This is a genomic window from Sporolactobacillus sp. PKPK-6 (genome assembly GCF_056678885.1).
The window spans coordinates 961,894-977,251 of sequence record NZ_JBWXPA010000002.1 but is presented as its reverse complement, the minus strand read 5'-3'; the positions used below and the strand labels follow the sequence as shown (position 1 = coordinate 977,251).

17 protein-coding genes are annotated in these 15,358 nt (G+C 46.7%); 14 read left to right on the top strand and 3 right to left on the bottom strand.

What is annotated here, in order from left to right; all coding sequences use genetic code 11:
- Positions 1 to 12: 12 nt before the first annotated feature.
- The 12 genes from purC (at position 13) to AC1MBV_RS15530 (ending at position 11,910) form a co-directional block, all read left to right on the top strand.
- Entirely contained in the window at positions 13 to 723 is a 711-nt protein-coding gene (purC, locus tag AC1MBV_RS15585; protein WP_480948727.1) for a phosphoribosylaminoimidazolesuccinocarboxamide synthase, read from the top strand.
- Positions 720 to 971, top strand: coding sequence for a phosphoribosylformylglycinamidine synthase subunit PurS (purS, locus tag AC1MBV_RS15580; RefSeq protein ID WP_255749070.1), 252 nt, complete (start codon positions 720 to 722; stop codon positions 969 to 971). The genes purC and purS overlap by 4 nt, the downstream gene beginning before the upstream one ends.
- Positions 968 to 1,660: a phosphoribosylformylglycinamidine synthase subunit PurQ gene (purQ, locus tag AC1MBV_RS15575; RefSeq protein WP_480948726.1), complete on the top strand. Its 693-nt coding sequence runs from the start codon at positions 968 to 970 to the stop codon at positions 1,658 to 1,660. Before purS ends, purQ begins: the two co-directional genes overlap by 4 nt.
- Entirely contained in the window at positions 1,641 to 3,863 is a 2,223-nt protein-coding gene (purL, locus tag AC1MBV_RS15570) for a phosphoribosylformylglycinamidine synthase subunit PurL (RefSeq protein ID WP_480948725.1), read from the top strand. Before purQ ends, purL begins: the two co-directional genes overlap by 20 nt.
- On the top strand, positions 3,839 to 5,263 hold the full coding sequence (gene purF, locus AC1MBV_RS15565; RefSeq protein ID WP_480948724.1) for an amidophosphoribosyltransferase: 1,425 nt from the start codon (positions 3,839 to 3,841) through the stop codon (positions 5,261 to 5,263). The genes purL and purF overlap by 25 nt, the downstream gene beginning before the upstream one ends.
- Before the next feature lie 11 nt (positions 5,264 to 5,274).
- Positions 5,275 to 6,315 (top strand): phosphoribosylformylglycinamidine cyclo-ligase, encoded by a 1,041-nt coding sequence (gene purM / locus AC1MBV_RS15560; RefSeq protein ID WP_480948723.1) that lies wholly within the window; start codon positions 5,275 to 5,277, stop codon positions 6,313 to 6,315.
- Positions 6,305 to 6,874, top strand: a complete 570-nt coding sequence (gene purN / locus AC1MBV_RS15555; RefSeq protein WP_480948796.1) for a phosphoribosylglycinamide formyltransferase — start codon at positions 6,305 to 6,307, stop codon at positions 6,872 to 6,874. Before purM ends, purN begins: the two co-directional genes overlap by 11 nt.
- Before the next feature lie 276 nt (positions 6,875 to 7,150).
- Positions 7,151 to 8,692 (top strand): bifunctional phosphoribosylaminoimidazolecarboxamide formyltransferase/IMP cyclohydrolase, encoded by a 1,542-nt coding sequence (gene purH / locus AC1MBV_RS15550; protein WP_480948722.1) that lies wholly within the window; start codon positions 7,151 to 7,153, stop codon positions 8,690 to 8,692.
- A gap of 30 nt (positions 8,693 to 8,722) precedes the next feature.
- Positions 8,723 to 9,988, top strand: coding sequence for a phosphoribosylamine--glycine ligase (purD, locus tag AC1MBV_RS15545; RefSeq protein ID WP_480948721.1), 1,266 nt, complete (start codon positions 8,723 to 8,725; stop codon positions 9,986 to 9,988).
- 468 nt (positions 9,989 to 10,456) lie between these two features.
- Positions 10,457 to 11,116, top strand: coding sequence for a helix-turn-helix domain-containing protein (locus AC1MBV_RS15540; protein ID WP_480948720.1), 660 nt, complete (start codon positions 10,457 to 10,459; stop codon positions 11,114 to 11,116).
- Between the two features lie 138 nt (positions 11,117 to 11,254).
- Complete coding sequence (locus tag AC1MBV_RS15535; protein WP_480948719.1) at positions 11,255 to 11,500, top strand: AbrB/MazE/SpoVT family DNA-binding domain-containing protein; 246 nt, start codon at positions 11,255 to 11,257, stop codon at positions 11,498 to 11,500.
- Positions 11,497 to 11,910, top strand: coding sequence for a type II toxin-antitoxin system death-on-curing family toxin (locus AC1MBV_RS15530; RefSeq protein WP_480948718.1), 414 nt, complete (start codon positions 11,497 to 11,499; stop codon positions 11,908 to 11,910). Before AC1MBV_RS15535 ends, AC1MBV_RS15530 begins: the two co-directional genes overlap by 4 nt.
- A gap of 89 nt (positions 11,911 to 11,999) precedes the next feature.
- On the opposite strand, the gene AC1MBV_RS15525 is transcribed toward AC1MBV_RS15530, so the two are convergent.
- From AC1MBV_RS15525 to AC1MBV_RS15515, 3 genes are all read right to left on the bottom strand, one after another.
- Entirely contained in the window at positions 12,000 to 12,665 is a 666-nt protein-coding gene (locus AC1MBV_RS15525; protein WP_480948717.1) for an SDR family NAD(P)-dependent oxidoreductase, read from the bottom strand.
- Positions 12,666 to 12,710: 45 nt separating this feature from the next.
- A complete protein-coding gene (locus tag AC1MBV_RS15520; protein WP_480948716.1) occupies positions 12,711 to 13,292 on the bottom strand; it encodes a LysE family translocator in 582 nt (193 codons plus the stop codon).
- Between the two features lie 133 nt (positions 13,293 to 13,425).
- Positions 13,426 to 13,788 (bottom strand): MerR family transcriptional regulator, encoded by a 363-nt coding sequence (locus tag AC1MBV_RS15515; protein WP_480948715.1) that lies wholly within the window; start codon positions 13,786 to 13,788, stop codon positions 13,426 to 13,428.
- Between the two features lie 83 nt (positions 13,789 to 13,871).
- Here AC1MBV_RS15515 and AC1MBV_RS15510 point away from each other — a divergent pair, with 83 nt between their 5' ends.
- The gene (locus AC1MBV_RS15510) at positions 13,872 to 14,252 is read left to right on the top strand and encodes a carboxymuconolactone decarboxylase family protein (RefSeq protein ID WP_480948714.1); all 381 of its coding nucleotides are present in this window, start codon (positions 13,872 to 13,874) and stop codon (positions 14,250 to 14,252) included.
- Positions 14,253 to 14,377: 125 nt separating this feature from the next.
- Positions 14,378 to 15,271 (top strand): effector binding domain-containing protein, encoded by an 894-nt coding sequence (locus AC1MBV_RS15505; RefSeq protein ID WP_480948713.1) that lies wholly within the window; start codon positions 14,378 to 14,380, stop codon positions 15,269 to 15,271.
- Positions 15,272 to 15,358 lie beyond the last annotated feature (87 nt).

Below are 15,358 nucleotides of genomic sequence, written 5' to 3'. Positions count from 1 at the left end.
GGGGAAAAACAAATGAGTCAGCTTTTATATGAAGGAAAAGCGAAAAAAATGTTCACGACGGATGATCCGAACGTATTGCGCGTGGTGTACAAGAACGACGCAACCGCATTTAACGGTCAGAAAAAAGCACAGTTTGAAGGAAAAGGCCGCTTGAACAACGCGATCTGCACCAAGATCTTTAAAATGCTGCAGGGAAAAGGCGTTCCCACGCATTATATCGACACGATTTCCGAGACTGAGCAATTAGTCAAAGCAGTGAGCATTGTTCCGATCGAAGTTGTTGTTCGAAATGTCGTTGCAGGCAGTCTGTCAAAGCGTCTCGGTGTTGCTGAAGGTGAAACGCTCGGCCGCACAATTGTTGAATTCTACTATAAAAGCGACGAGCTTGGCGATCCGATGATCAACAGCGATCACGCCTTGGCAATGGACATCGCAACAAAAGAAGAACTCGCGGAAATCCGCCGCCTTGCACTCAGCATTAACGAATCACTGCAGGCATTCTTCGCTGAAGCAGGCATCTTGCTTGTCGACTTTAAAATCGAATTCGGTAAATTGAAAGAAACTGGCGCCATTGTGCTTGCCGATGAAATTTCGCCGGACAGCTGCCGCCTGTGGGATAAGGACACTCATGAAAAGCTTGATAAAGATGTTTTCCGCCGCAACATCGCTGATCTTCCCGAAACCTATGAAAAACTTTTGAAACGCTTGGAGGATGTCAAATGAAAAAGGTGAAGGTGTTCATTACATTGAAGGAAAGTGTGCTTGATCCTCAAGGTCAGGCTGTCATGCAGTCGCTGCACAATATGGACTATAAAGCCGTTAAAGATGTGCGCATCGGCAAATACATCGAACTCCAGATGGAAGACTCAGCAGATGTCGCGGAACAGGTTGATACGATTTGCGATCAGCTGCTCGCAAATACGGTTATTGAAAATTATCGCTATGAAGTCGAGGAGGAGGTTCATTCGTGAAAACCGCGGTCATTGTTTTTCCCGGCTCCAACTGCGACCAAGACATGTACTACGCGATTAAGGACGGACTGGGTGAAGAAGTAGACTATGTGTGGCATGCGGAAACCTCGCTGGACGGCTATGACGCGATCATGATTCCCGGTGGCTTTTCCTACGGCGACTATCTGAGATCAGGTGCCATCGCGCGTTTTGCCGGAATCATGCCGGCAGTCATCAAGGCTGCCAAAGAGGGCAAACCGGTACTGGGTGTGTGCAACGGCTTTCAGATTCTGCTCGAAGCGGGACTGCTGCCCGGAGCAATGCTGAAGAACAAGCATCTGAAATTCATCTGCGAAACGGTTAATCTTCAGGTTGAAAATAACGATACACAATTTACAAAACTTTACGATCATGATGAAGTGATCCGCATTCCGATCGCGCACGGCGAAGGCAATTATTTCTGCGACGACGAGACGCTTAAAGAATTGCAGGAGAACAACAGGATTGTCTTCACCTATTCAGGAGAAAATCCAAACGGATCAAGAGCCGATATCGCCGGCATTATTAATGAGGCCGGCAATGTGCTCGGCATGATGCCGCATCCGGAACGCGCCGCAGATGCACTGCTCGGTAGCGATGACGGTCTTCGTCTGTTCCAGTCGATCCTAAACCATTGGAGGGAATCTACTCATGCCGCTTACACATCTTGAACCATCACCGGAGCAGATTGAAAAGGAAAAAGTATACCGTACAATGGGGCTCACTGAAGAAGAGTACCAAAAGGTGAAGAGTCTGCTCGGACGCAAGCCGAACTATACGGAAACCGGACTGTTCTCGGTGATGTGGTCGGAGCACTGTAGCTACAAGACATCGAAGCCGGTGCTGAAATATTTTCCAACAACCGGCGAACATGTACTCCAGGGTCCTGGTGAAGGTGCCGGTATTGTTGACATTGGCGACGGTCAGGCGGTTGTGTTCAAAATTGAAAGCCATAACCATCCTTCTGCCATCGAGCCGTACCAAGGTGCCGCAACCGGTGTCGGCGGAATTATCCGCGATGTGTTCTCGATGGGCGCACGTCCTGTGGCACTGTTGGATTCGCTTCGTTTCGGTGATCTGGACAATGCGCGTGTTCGCTATCTTTTTGAAGAAGTGGTCAGCGGAATTGCCGGATACGGCAACTGCATCGGCATTCCGACGGTCGGCGGCGAACTTCAATTTGATCCGTGCTACAACGGAAATCCGCTTGTGAACGCGATGTGCGTCGGCATTATGGATCATGCCGACATTCAGGTCGGTCAGGCGCGCGGCATCGGCAACACAGTGATGTACGTTGGCGCGAGCACAGGCCGCGACGGCATTAACGGCGCGACCTTCGCTTCCGAAGAAATCTCTGAAAAATCGGATGAGAAGCGTTCGGCAGTACAGGTTGGCGATCCGTTCATGGAAAAACTGCTCGTTGAAGCTTGCCTTGAATTAACAAAGCATGATGCGCTGGTCGGTATCCAAGATATGGGTGCAGCCGGTCTTGTTTCCTCAGCAAGTGAAATGGCGGCTAAAGCCGGCGTCGGAATTCATATGAATCTCGATCTGATTCCGCAGCGCGAAACGGAAATGACGCCATATGAAATGATGCTCTCCGAATCACAGGAGCGCATGCTGATCGTTATTAAGAAGGGCAGCGAGGAAGAAATCAAAACGATTTTCGCCCGCTGGGGTCTTCACGCGGTAGCGGTTGGCGAAGTGATTGAAGAAGAAGTGCTTCGCCTTGAGCATAAAGGCAAAATTGTTGCCGATGTTCCATCGGATTCCTTAGCGTCCGCACCGGTTCGCCATATGCCGTCCAAGGTTCCTGCAGCTTATCTTGCAAATCAAGCGGCTCCGGCATGGAAGCCTGAAATCAATAATTACGCAAAAACGATTAAGAAACTGCTCGGTCAGCCAACCCTAGCTTCAAAAGAATGGGTGACTCGTCAGTATGACTATATGGTACAAACGAACACGGTTGTTGCACCAGGCTCTGATGCAGCAGTAGTCCGCGTGCGCGGAACGAAAAAAGGCCTCGCCATGACAACGGATTGCAATGCCAAGTATTTGGCACTTGATCCTAACGAAGGCGGAAAAATTGCTGTTGCTGAAGCAGCGCGAAATATTGTCTGCTCCGGCGGCGTGCCGCTCGCGATCACTGACTGCTTGAACTTCGGCAGTCCGGAAAATCCGGAAGTGTTCTGGGAAATCGATGAATCCGTCAAAGGAATGGCAAAGGCGTGTGACGTCCTGAAGACTCCGGTTATCAGTGGCAACGTCTCCCTCTATAATGAAACGGATCGCGGAGCCATTGATCCGACTCCGGTCGTCGGCATGGTCGGCCTCGTTGAAGATCTTGATCATGTCATGACTGCTTCCTTTAAGAACGAAGGCGACGCAGTGTATGTCATCGGGGCGGCAAAGCCTGAATTCGGAGGCAGTGCATTGCAGATCCTTATGGACGGCGACGTGAGCGGTAAAGCTCCGGCACTTGATCTTGAACTGGAAAAGAGCCGTCAAGCGAATGTGCTCGAAGCCATTAAATCCGGATATCTTGCTTCAGCTCATGACATCTCCGAGGGCGGCCTTGCCGTCGCTGTCGCTGAAGCAGTATTTGGCACGGAGCTCGGCTGTGATCTTAAATTTGATACGGATCCTGCAGTAGAGCTTTTCTCAGAAACTCAGTCACGTTATCTGGTTACAGTTCCTGAGGCAGCAAAGAAAGATTTTGAAGCATTAGTAGGCGACGCTGTTTTTGTCGGCAACGTGACACGCAGCGAAACGGTAAACCTAGCCTTTGCATCGTCAACCGTCACTCTGAATCGGAATGAACTCGAGAACGAATGGAGAGGGGCACTGTCATGCATTATGTCGGCAAAGAACTGAATGAAGAATGTGCGGTTTTTGGAATCTGGGGCCACGAAAACGCGGCAAAGCTGACCTATTACGGCCTTCACAGCATGCAGCATCGCGGACAGGAAGGCGCCGGTATTGCGGTTTCCGATGGAAAGCATATCTATGATCACAAAGGACTCGGCCTTGTCAATGATGTATTTGACCATGATAAGCTCGATGCTTTGAGCAAGGGGTATGCAGCCATTGGTCATGTTCGTTATTCGACACAAGGCGGTAACAGCTATGCCAACGTGCAGCCGCTCGTTTTTCGCTCACAAAAAGACTCGCTCTCAATCGCGCATAACGGTAATTTGGTGAATGCCCATAAATTAAAAGGAGAGCTTGAAGAACGCGGCAGCATTTTTCAAACGACATCCGATACGGAAGTTATTGCTCACTTGATTAAACGTGACTATGCCGATAATTTTATCGAAAGCGTCAAGCACGCATTATCGATAATCAAAGGTGCTTATGCGCTGGCGATGCTGACCGAACACCAATTGATCGCGGCTTTGGATCCAAATGGTCTGCGCCCGCTTTCGCTTGGTAAATTGGGTGACGCATGGGTTGTCGCTTCGGAAACATGCGCGTTTGATCTGATCGGCGCGACTTATGTCCGCGATGTCAATCCGGGCGAGATCATTGTTATTGACAATGAAGGTCTGCATTCCGACTTCTTTACCAACCGTACCGAGCCTGCGATCTGCAGCATGGAATACATCTATTTCTCTCGTCCCGACAGCAATATTCAGGGCATCAATGTACATGCGGCAAGAAAGAATCTTGGTCGGATGCTCGCCCAAGAAGCACCGGTTGAAGCAGACGTTGTTACCGGTGTTCCGGATTCCAGTATTTCGGCGGCGATCGGCTATGCTGAAGCAACCGGAATCCCGTACGAACTCGGAATGATCAAAAATCGTTATGTAGGCCGTACCTTTATCCAGCCGTCACAGGAATTACGTGAACAAGGGGTTAAAATGAAGCTTTCTCCTGTCCGCGCAATTATCGAAGGCAAGCGTGTGGTCATGGTCGATGATTCGATTGTGCGTGGCACAACCAGCCGCCGAATCGTCGGCATGCTGCGTGACGCTGGCGCGACCGAGGTTCATGTTCGGATCAGTTCGCCGCCGATCACTCATCCATGCTTTTATGGGATCGACACATCAACATCATCCGAATTGATCGCGTCTACGCATTCAGTAGAGGATATTCGTGAATTAATCGGTGCTGACTCACTCGTTTACTTAAGTCCTGAGGGATTGAAAAAAGCGATCGGGCGCGACCCGGCGATGAAGAACTGCGGACAGTGCATGGCTTGCTTCACGGGCAAGTACCCGACGGAAATTTATCCGGATACGGTTCTGCCGCATGAAAAAGAACTGCTTGTCTGAGGAGGATCATCATGGCGAACGCATATAAAAAAGCCGGCGTAAACATCGAAGCCGGCTATGAAACAGTCGGACGAATCAAGAAGCATGTGCAGCGAACCTTCCGCCCCGAAGTGATCGGCGGATTAGGCGGTTTCGGCGGTGCAATTGATCTGTCCCAAATGAACATTAAAGAACCGGTCTTGGTTTCGGGAACAGACGGAGTCGGTACCAAGCTGATGATCGCTTTTGCAACGGAGCGACATGACACCATTGGCATCGACGCTGTTGCAATGTGTGTCAACGACATCGTCACGCAAGGCGCCGAACCCATCTATTTTCTCGATTATCTGGCCTGTTCCTCGCTCAAGCCGGAAAAAGCGGAAGCGATTGTCAAAGGAATTGCTGACGGCTGTGCCGATGCAGGCTGTGCATTAATCGGCGGCGAGACTGCTGAAATGCCGGGCATGTATCAAGAAAATGACTATGATATTGCCGGTTTTTCAGTCGGTGTTGTGGAAAAGTCGAAACGGATTACCGGTGAGAATGTAAAGGTCGGCGATCTCTTAATCGGGCTCGCATCAAACGGCATACACAGCAATGGATTTTCACTTGTCCGCAAGCTTGTAGCAGACGCCGGTTTAACCTACAGCGATGCCTATGCGCCTGAACCGGGAAAAACCGTTGGCGAGGTTTTGCTCACGCCAACGAAAATCTACGTTAAACCTGTACTTGATTTGCTTAAAAAGGTTGATGTTCATGGAATTGCACATATTACAGGCGGCGGATTCTATGAAAATGTGCCGCGCATGTTCCCAGAAGGCTTAACGGCGGAAATGGACGTCTCTGCTTGGAAACGTCCTGCTGTGTTTGATTGGCTGAAAGAGTTAGGCAGTCTGCAGCTCGATGACATGTTTCATACCTTTAACATGGGTATCGGCATGGTACTGGCGGTTGCTCCTGAAAATGCAGACCAAGCTTTGGATGCGTTGAAGGCATTTGGCGAAGCACCGGTTGTTGTTGGAAAAGTTGTCGAAGGTCATGAATTGACGCTGGTGAATTGTGATGAAGCATAAGATCGCTGTTTTTGCCTCAGGACACGGTACGAATTTCGTCGCAATCAACAAAGCGGTTCAAGAAGGAAAGATTCCCGCGACCATCGAACTGCTTGTTTGCGATCAGCCGGGAGCAGCCGTTATCGAGCGCGCGAAGCGAGCGGGTGTCGATACGTTGGTCGTTTCAAGGAAGGACTACCCGTCCAAAGCGGCATTTGAACAAGTCATTGCCGACGCGTGCAAAGAACATGATGTCACGTATATTTTTCTTGCAGGGTACATGCGAATTCTCGGCAAGGTCATGCTTGCTGCGTATCCGCATCGGATTATTAACATTCATCCATCATTACTTCCTTCTTTTACCGGACTGGATGCGATTGGTCAAGCCTTTGAGAAAGGCGTAAAGATCACAGGCATTACGATTCATTATGTGGACGAGGGCATGGATACCGGCCCGATCATCGCCCAAGCAGCCGTTCCGGTGAAAGATAACGACACAGTTGAGACACTGGAAGCACGCATCCATGAAACAGAGCACAACGTGTATCCGGCAACCATCGCGAAGCTGCTCAGCAAGTGATCGAACGATCCATCCCGAGTTAAAGCTAATCACGTGAAAGTTAAAGCTAACGCCGGAGAAGTTAAAGCTAAATGTGAAAAGTGAAAGCCAATCACGCGAGTTAAGGCTAATCGATTGAAAGTAAAAGCTAATGCCGGAGAAGTCAAAGCTAAATCGTGAAAAGTAAAAGCCAATGCCGGAATAGTTAAAGCTAATCCGATGAGTAAGCAGCACTATATATAGCAGTACTTCATAAACAGACATATTGCGGATTGAAAATAGAAAGGATGTATCGAAGTGGCAAAACGAGCATTAGTCAGTGTTTCTGATAAGACAGGACTTATTGATTTTGTGAAGAAACTAGTGGACGCAGGGATAGAACTCATCTCAACCGGCGGCACGAAAAAAGCGATCGAGAATGCGGGTATTCCCGTTATGTCGATCAGCGAAATCACTGATTTTCCGGAAATTCTTGACGGACGTGTGAAGACGCTGCATCCGGCCGTTCATGGCGGTCTGCTTGCTGTTCGCGGTAAAAAGGAACATATGGATGCGATCAAAGAGCTGGGTATTCAACCGATTGATTTTGTTGTCGTTAACCTATATCCGTTCAAAGAAACCATTTCAAAACCGGATGTTGCTTATGATGACGCGGTTGAGAACATTGATATTGGCGGTCCGAGCATGCTTCGCTCAGCTGCGAAGAATCATCGCAGCGTTACTGTTGTCTGCGATCCCGGTGACTACGATCTTGTCGCGGAAAGTCTCGACGAGAATGCCGATGTTCCTTTTGAACTCAAACAAAAGCTTGCGGCAAAGGTATTCCGCCACACCGCGGCCTATGACGCGCTGATTGCCGATTATTTCACCAAGCAAGTCGGCGAAGAATTCCCGGAAAAGCTGACCCTGACCTATGAAAAGAAACAGCCGCTTCGTTATGGCGAAAATCCGCATCAAAAGGCAGCATTCTACAGTGATCCAATCGAAGACGAATCGACGATCGCCGCAGCAAAACAACTGCACGGTAAGGAACTTTCCTATAACAATATTCGCGATGCAGATGCTGCATTAGGCATTGTTAAAGAGTTCAAACAGCCGGCCGCGGTCGCTGTCAAACATATGAATCCATGTGGCATCGGCATTGGTGAATCCGTTAACGAAGCCTATGCCAAAGCGTATGAGACAGATCCTGTATCTATTTTCGGCGGCATCATCGCATTGAACCGGGAAGTGGATGCTGCTCTTGCCACAGAGCTCCACAAGATCTTCCTTGAAATTGTCATCGCTCCTTCATACTCTGAAGAAGCTCTGGCAATTCTTGAAAAAAAGAAAAATCTTCGCTTACTGCAAGTTACGATGAGTGATGAACCACAAGATTTTGCTCAATATACATCCGTACGCGGTGGTATGCTCGTTCAGGATTTGGACACGAAGGGTTATGCCGACATTGAAGAAAATCTGAAGGTGGTCACCGACCGCAAGCCTACGGAAGCGGAAATGGAAAGCTTGAAGTTTGCTTGGACAATTGTTAAACATGTGAAATCAAACGCAATCGCGCTGGTTAATGACGGATTGATGGTCGGTATGGGCGGCGGCCAGACGAACCGTGTCGGTGCGGCGAAAATCGCACTGGAAGAAGCTGGCGAAAAAACAAAAGGCGCTGTGCTTTCTTCGGACGCATTCTTCCCAATGGGCGATACCGTTGAAGCAGCAGCCAAAGCAGGTATTACCGCAATTATTCAGCCGGGCGGCTCCATCCGTGATAAGGAATCAATCGAAATGGCAAACAAATACAACATTGCCATGGTACTCACAGGCATGCGCCACTTCAAACATTAAGTTTATTCGCTTATTGAAAGGGGTACGATCATGAACGTGTTGATTGTTGGCGGCGGCGGCCGCGAACATGCAATGGCTTGGAAGGTATCGCAAAGCAAGCTGGTAGAAAAAGTTTACGCTGCGCCTGGCAGCGACGGCATGGCTGCCGTTGCGGAATGTGTGCCGATTGATGTTATGGACTTTGAAGCACTGGCATCCTTTGCTAAGACTCATGATGTGGCGCTGACACTTGTCGGTCCAGAGCAGCCGCTTGTCGGCGGAATTGTCGATGTTTTCGCGGCGAATGGGCTGAGGGCTTTCGGACCATCGAAAGCGGCAGCACAAATCGAGGGCAGCAAATCGTTTGCCAAGGCGTTGATGGCAAAATACAAGATCCCAACATCACATTATCAGACTTTTACGGACTATCAAGAAGCCAGTGATTATCTTCAGAAAGTCGGCGCGCCGATTGTTCTTAAAGCCGATGGTCTTGCTGCCGGAAAAGGGGTCATTGTCGCCATGACGATGGCGGAAGCCGAAAACGGTCTAAAAGAGATCATGAAGGATAAAAAGTTTGCTGATGCAGGATCTCGTGTGGTCATTGAAGAGTATCTTGAAGGTGAAGAATTTTCATTAATGGCTTTGGTGAACGGTGAAAAAGTTGTTCCTCTGGCCATTGCTCAGGATCATAAGCGGGCCTATGAAGGCGACAAAGGCCCGAATACTGGCGGAATGGGCGCCTACTCACCGGTTCCACAGATTGCACAATCAATTGTAGACGGAGCTGTGAAAACCATTTTGCAGCCGACTGCTGACGGCATGGTGTCTGAAGGCTTCACGTTTACAGGTGTGCTTTATGCCGGATTAATCCTGACTGCTGCCGGTCCGAAAGTGATCGAATTCAACTGCCGATTCGGTGATCCGGAGACGCAAGTCGTGCTGCCTCGAATGGAATCTGATTTCATTCAAACCGTACTCGACGTACTGGAAGGCAAACAGCCTGATCTTGCATGGAGTAAAAAAACAGCGGTCGGCGTTGTGCTCGCTTCCGAAGGATACCCAGGCAGCTATGAGAAGAATTTGAAGCTTGGAAATCTGGACGCGCTTCCGGAAGATGCCCTGCTTTTCCACGCCGGAACGAAAAAATCCGGTGCGGACTGGTTGACCAATGGCGGCCGCGTGCTGCTCGTCACTCGGTTGGGCGATGATCTTCGCTCGGCTCGCGACGCAGTCAACAAGGATCTCGAACGTATTCAAACCGATGCCGTATTTTTCCGCAAGGATATCGGGCATCACGCACTGGAAGCTTCAAAATAACCGATAAGTGATAAAAGCTGTCTTCGCCTGAAGGGTGAAGACAGCTTTTTTACACAAATAAGAAAGTATAAAGATTTAGAGGAATTTAGTGTAAGTGCAACTAAGTCTTCGCCTTCGTCAGAGGCTTGGCGAAGCCAAGTTTTCTAACAAGTAAAGAAAGTATATGATTTTCGCCAAAGCCAAAGGTTGTGAGCCAAACGCGCAGGTGCGAGACTCCTGCGGGAGTGCAGGCCAGGGGAGACCCCGCAGGTATTAGTTTGCTTGAGGAGGCTCGCGGTGCGCCCGCGGCAAGCGAGCAACCGAAGCGATGATTCAACACTGTAAAGACACAAACCAATCACACATGGCTGGAGATTAAAGACCGGGCGCTTTTTGCTCGGTTTTTCTTATACACTCATGTTGAAAATGTTGAGATTGTTGATTTTTCGAATGTCAATTGGTTATAATTAAGTCAAGGAGGCTGAAGAGATGATGAGAACAATAGACTACGAACAAATTGAAATGTGGGACAGCGTTCAGACGTTGTCAAAAATTAATCGAGAACAGGCAAAAGTTGTGCTCAAAGCCACTATTGAACGATCTTTTCGCCAAGTTGGAATTGTTCTTCCTAAATTATCCAGCCAATCACTGAAATTGCCAAAACGAGACGAATTAAATCAGTTGAAACAGCTTGAAAAAAAGTTAACTAATGCTGCTGAGCAGCAGCAAATTAACGATGATTTTATAGCTGAATATATAGACAGATTGATCCAATTAACAGCGACTAACCAGCCAAAGTTCAGAAAAGCGGTCACTGTTTCATTATTGAAACAAGGAAGAGTAAAACACAGAATCAATCGAACAGCATATACGCAACCCATTAGGATCGCATCATTAAAAGAAGAAACCAAACCCTTTTATACACCTAAAGAGGTTGGGAAAAAACTGGGATTGAGCGATCAAACGATTCGGCGGCTCTGTGAAAAGGGAAAGTTTCAAGAGGCATATCAAACGGAAGGCGGACATTGGCGAATCCCTCGCGACGCGTTTATCACCACAAGCAAACAAGATGAGCAAGCAGAGACAGTTCTGCAGAGGATCGATGAAAAAAATCGCCGAAGTGGGGATGTAGATGAATTTAATCTATAATGCGAAGCTTTTTATTCTCCAAATACTACCCTGGCTATAGGAATTGGTTAACTGCGCATATAGGAAGACGCATTGTTATAATGTATGTACAGTTGAATATAATGATGATGAGTTTATGAATACAATGGAGGTGCGACCGTGGAACGAAAAATTGTAAAAATGGGTAATAGTTTTGGATCGACCTATCCGGCAGAAATATTAAACCACCTTCATGCAAAACAGGGAGATCACATTTCGTTTGAACCTCAGCCGGATGGGACAGTGATCATAAAGAAACAGAGTAAAGTTCAACTGCCTAAAGGAATTGATCCGGGATTGCTAGGGATCGTCACGGATGTAATGGATCAATATGATGAAGCCATTAAGGAATTGGCGAATAAATGAGGAACATTTCATTTATCGGTGAAAATGAGTTGATACTGATTAACGCCCTGTTAATTAAGCGGTATACGCCCTTGGAACAAGTTGGTGTAAAGGAACCTTTTTTATTGAACAGCGCAGTGAATCGACCACAGCAATCCGCTTTTGGTCAAGATGCTTATGCAACAATCTATGATAAAGCGGCAGCGCTTTTTCAAAGTATCGTTCAAAACCATGCGTTCTATAATGCGAATAAGCGAACAGGATTCGTAGCCTTGGTCACTTTTCTCAGAAAGAACGCGATATATTTCTGTGCGGAAAAAGATGAAATTGTCTCCTTCACTGTTAAAATCTCCGATCAGCAGAACAAAATAAGTCTTAATGAAATTAGCAAATGGATTGAAAATCACTCTAGAAAAATAATGAAAGATTAAAACCATGACTTTTTTCTTGTCATGGTTTTATATTTGATGAACAGAATAAAAGTGAACGGTTAAACAGGGCGAAGAAAAAAATCATAATCTTATTTGAAAATTAATTCTCGCTTATTTTGATCAATATACATGTTCCAGTAGGCTTGTGCGATACGTTCAGGGTCATATTTTGTGTTCTTTTCTATTTTACCCATGATTGTAACCGTACCCACATATATATTCTTTGTTTGCAGCTCCTCACCTAAAGAAAAAATAAAATTGCGCAGGGCAGCTTTTCCAAGCGACATTGATGAAAAGTCAATTGAAGGATGAAGGGCGAATCCACCGCCTGTAACCAAAAACGTTCCTTTTTTTTGCTTCACGAAATCAGGAAGGACCTCTGTTATACAAGTCTTTGCCCCAATGACATTCACTTTAAAGTCCTTCATTAGTTCTTCCTCGGTCAAACAAGACGGAGCTTTTTTTCTCCTTACCACTGCATTGTAAATAAGCACTTCAGGCACCCCATATTTTGTTCTTATTTGCTCAAATGCATTTTTTACAGATGAAGGATCTGTTGAATCTGCGGGGACACCAAAAGCGTTGATTCCTAAATTCTTTAATTCCGAAACACATTGTTGAAGACGATCTTTCTTGCGAGCAACAAGTACAATGCCAAATCCATTCGAAGCAAATTTTCTGGCAATACTCAGTCCGACGCCTGAACCAGGACCAACAATAATAGTCAGTTTATGATTCTGCTTCATATCATCCATCAGAAATCTTCCTTTCATTCGTGACTGAATGCTTTCTCTCTTTTTTTACGACCAAATTTTGATTACCGAATAAAAAAGCAAGGCTGCCATGACGATCGTCACCGAACGTTCATAGCGATTAAAGAAGTTTTTAAATAGGGAACCGAATGTAGCCCAAAGCAGATTGGAACATGTCCCGGCAAAGCATAAAAAGAGTCCGAGAAGTAAGGCAATCCAACTATTTTCATAGGCAGGCAGAATGAACGATATGTATCCAGTCAAAAAGTAAAGCATGACTTTTACATTGGACAAGTTTAAAATCAGACCGGAAATAAATAACTGCTGATTCGATTGTTCTTTATTTTCGCTTTTATCCGATTTACTAAATAGTCCCCAAATCAAATAGAGAATGTAGAGTGAACCTATAGCTTTCATATAAGGCTCAATCGACGGGATGTAAGTCATTAAGCGATCTGTAAATACGAGTGTGATGATGGCTAAGATCAGAAATCCGGCAAGAAGACCTTCCATAAACGGAAAGGATCGTTTAAATCCAAGACGTTTACTTTCTTCCAGTGCCATTAAATTATTGGGGCCGGGGGTAAAAGCAAGAACAATAACATACGACAGAAATGCCACGAGATTCATAGAATCAACTCCTTGATTTTTATTTATCTTGATATTTTTTAATAGTGAGCCAACCGTTTTTCTGCTGCTGATTTCAAAGGATCACCCCAAGAGCATAGTTTTTTGCTTAACGATTGGATAATACATTTTCGTTTCATTTAGAACGACTTGCTTTTTCGTAGATTTCGATTTTCTGATCCAAATGCTTAAGATTGTTTTCCAGCTGCTTTTTCTTTTCAAGTACTGATTCTCGGTGCACGTGAAGCATGTCTAACCGTTCTTTCATGGTTTGATCGCCCGCGTACCTTAGTTTGGCATATCTTTGTATCTCTCTTAACGGCATGGCGGTTTCTTTTAGTCTCATGATAAAATCAATCCACGTTTTGTCTTTTTCCGTGTATTGGCGTTGGTTGTGCTTATTGCGTTCCGGTCGAATTAGATTTTCTTTTTCGTAATAGCGCAGTGTATCGATGCTTAGTCCAGTTAATTTTGAGAAGTCGCCGATTGAAAAATACATGGATCATCCTCCAATTCTTCATTTGACATGGAGTATACTCCAGCCCTTACGCTTAGATTGTACCAAAAAGGAGGATGAATGCAATGGAGAAAAATCGTTATAAAATTGGTCTTGAAAAGTTGTCTGAGGTGGATGGAAACGCGGGGGATCAGGTCATTGAATCTTTGAAGGATGTGGCCCCTGATTTGGGAAGATTGATTATTGAATTTGCATTCGCGGATATTTATACGCGACCGGTTCTCGATTTAAAAGAGCGCGAGCGCATGACGCTGAGCTGTCTTGCATCAATCGGCGGTGCCGAAAATCAGTTGCGCGTACATATCAATGGAGCGCTGAATGTAGGGGTAACGGCTAAAGAAATTGTTGAAGTTTTCATTCACTGCGCGGTCTACGTTGGTTTTCCGCGAGCCTTAAATGCTGTAGCCGTGGCTAAAGAGGTCTTTAAAGAAAGGAAAATACTTTAACCGGTGGCGATTTGCTGTTTTCTGAGCAAGTTGCTTTTTTTGCATTCATCTGAGCAATTTTGGAACAGCATCTTTCTATGGCGGTTGATATACTGGGTTTACCGTACGGTTGGAGGGAATGCTTCATGGACACGATCGTGATCTTGCAACAAACGCTGGACTATGTTGACGAACATATTACAGACGACATCACCCCTGAACGTTTAGCGGCGCAAGCCGGATTTTCCACGTGGCATTTTTGCCGAGTCTTTCAATGGGGCGTGGGTTATACGGTGATGGCTTACGTACGAAAGCGCCGCCTTGCTTTTGCTGCATGCGAACTTGCTTCAGGCAAACGGATTCTTGACATTTCGCTGAAGTACCGATTTGACACGCACTCAGGGTTCAGCAAGGCTTTTCGGCGTTATTTTGGCTGCAGCCCGGCAACGTATCGCTTGCATGCACGCGGCGGTCGCCCAAACCCGCCGAGCCTTCCGCGCACAAACAACTATTTGACTGGAGGAATTATTTTGGAACCAAAATTTGTGACGCTTCCTGCTGTAAAACTTGCAGGCTATGTGATTAAAACAACCTCATCTGATGGAGAGAACAGTAAAACCATTCCGGCATTCTGGCAGGCCTATATGACGGATGGGCGAATGGATAAGCTCCATGCCGAGCGCTTTGTCAAAGCACATGATGAATACGGAGTCTGCTTTCCTGAAGATCCGCAGAACGGCGCGTTTGATTATGTGATCGGTGTTGAACGAAAGGAGGGCGAAGCAGTACCGGACGGCTATCATACATGCGATATTCCGCCTGCTTCCTATGCTGTGTTCTCGACGCCGCCAAGCAATGCCGAACACTTTGTATCTGCAATTCAAGGAACGTGGAACTACATCTTCAGCGAATGGTTTCCAAAATCAGGATACGAGTACGCACCGGATTGCGTCGACTTTGAGCGCTACGATGACCGCTGCATGTCGGACGAAGGAAAGGTATGCGAGATCTATATCCCGATCGTGAAGAAGCAAGGCTAATGCAAAAGTGAAGCATGTAAAAAAGGATACCTGTTGAAGGTATCCTTTTTGCGTACTTGTGCTTCCCTTTGCCGCTTAAATCAAACC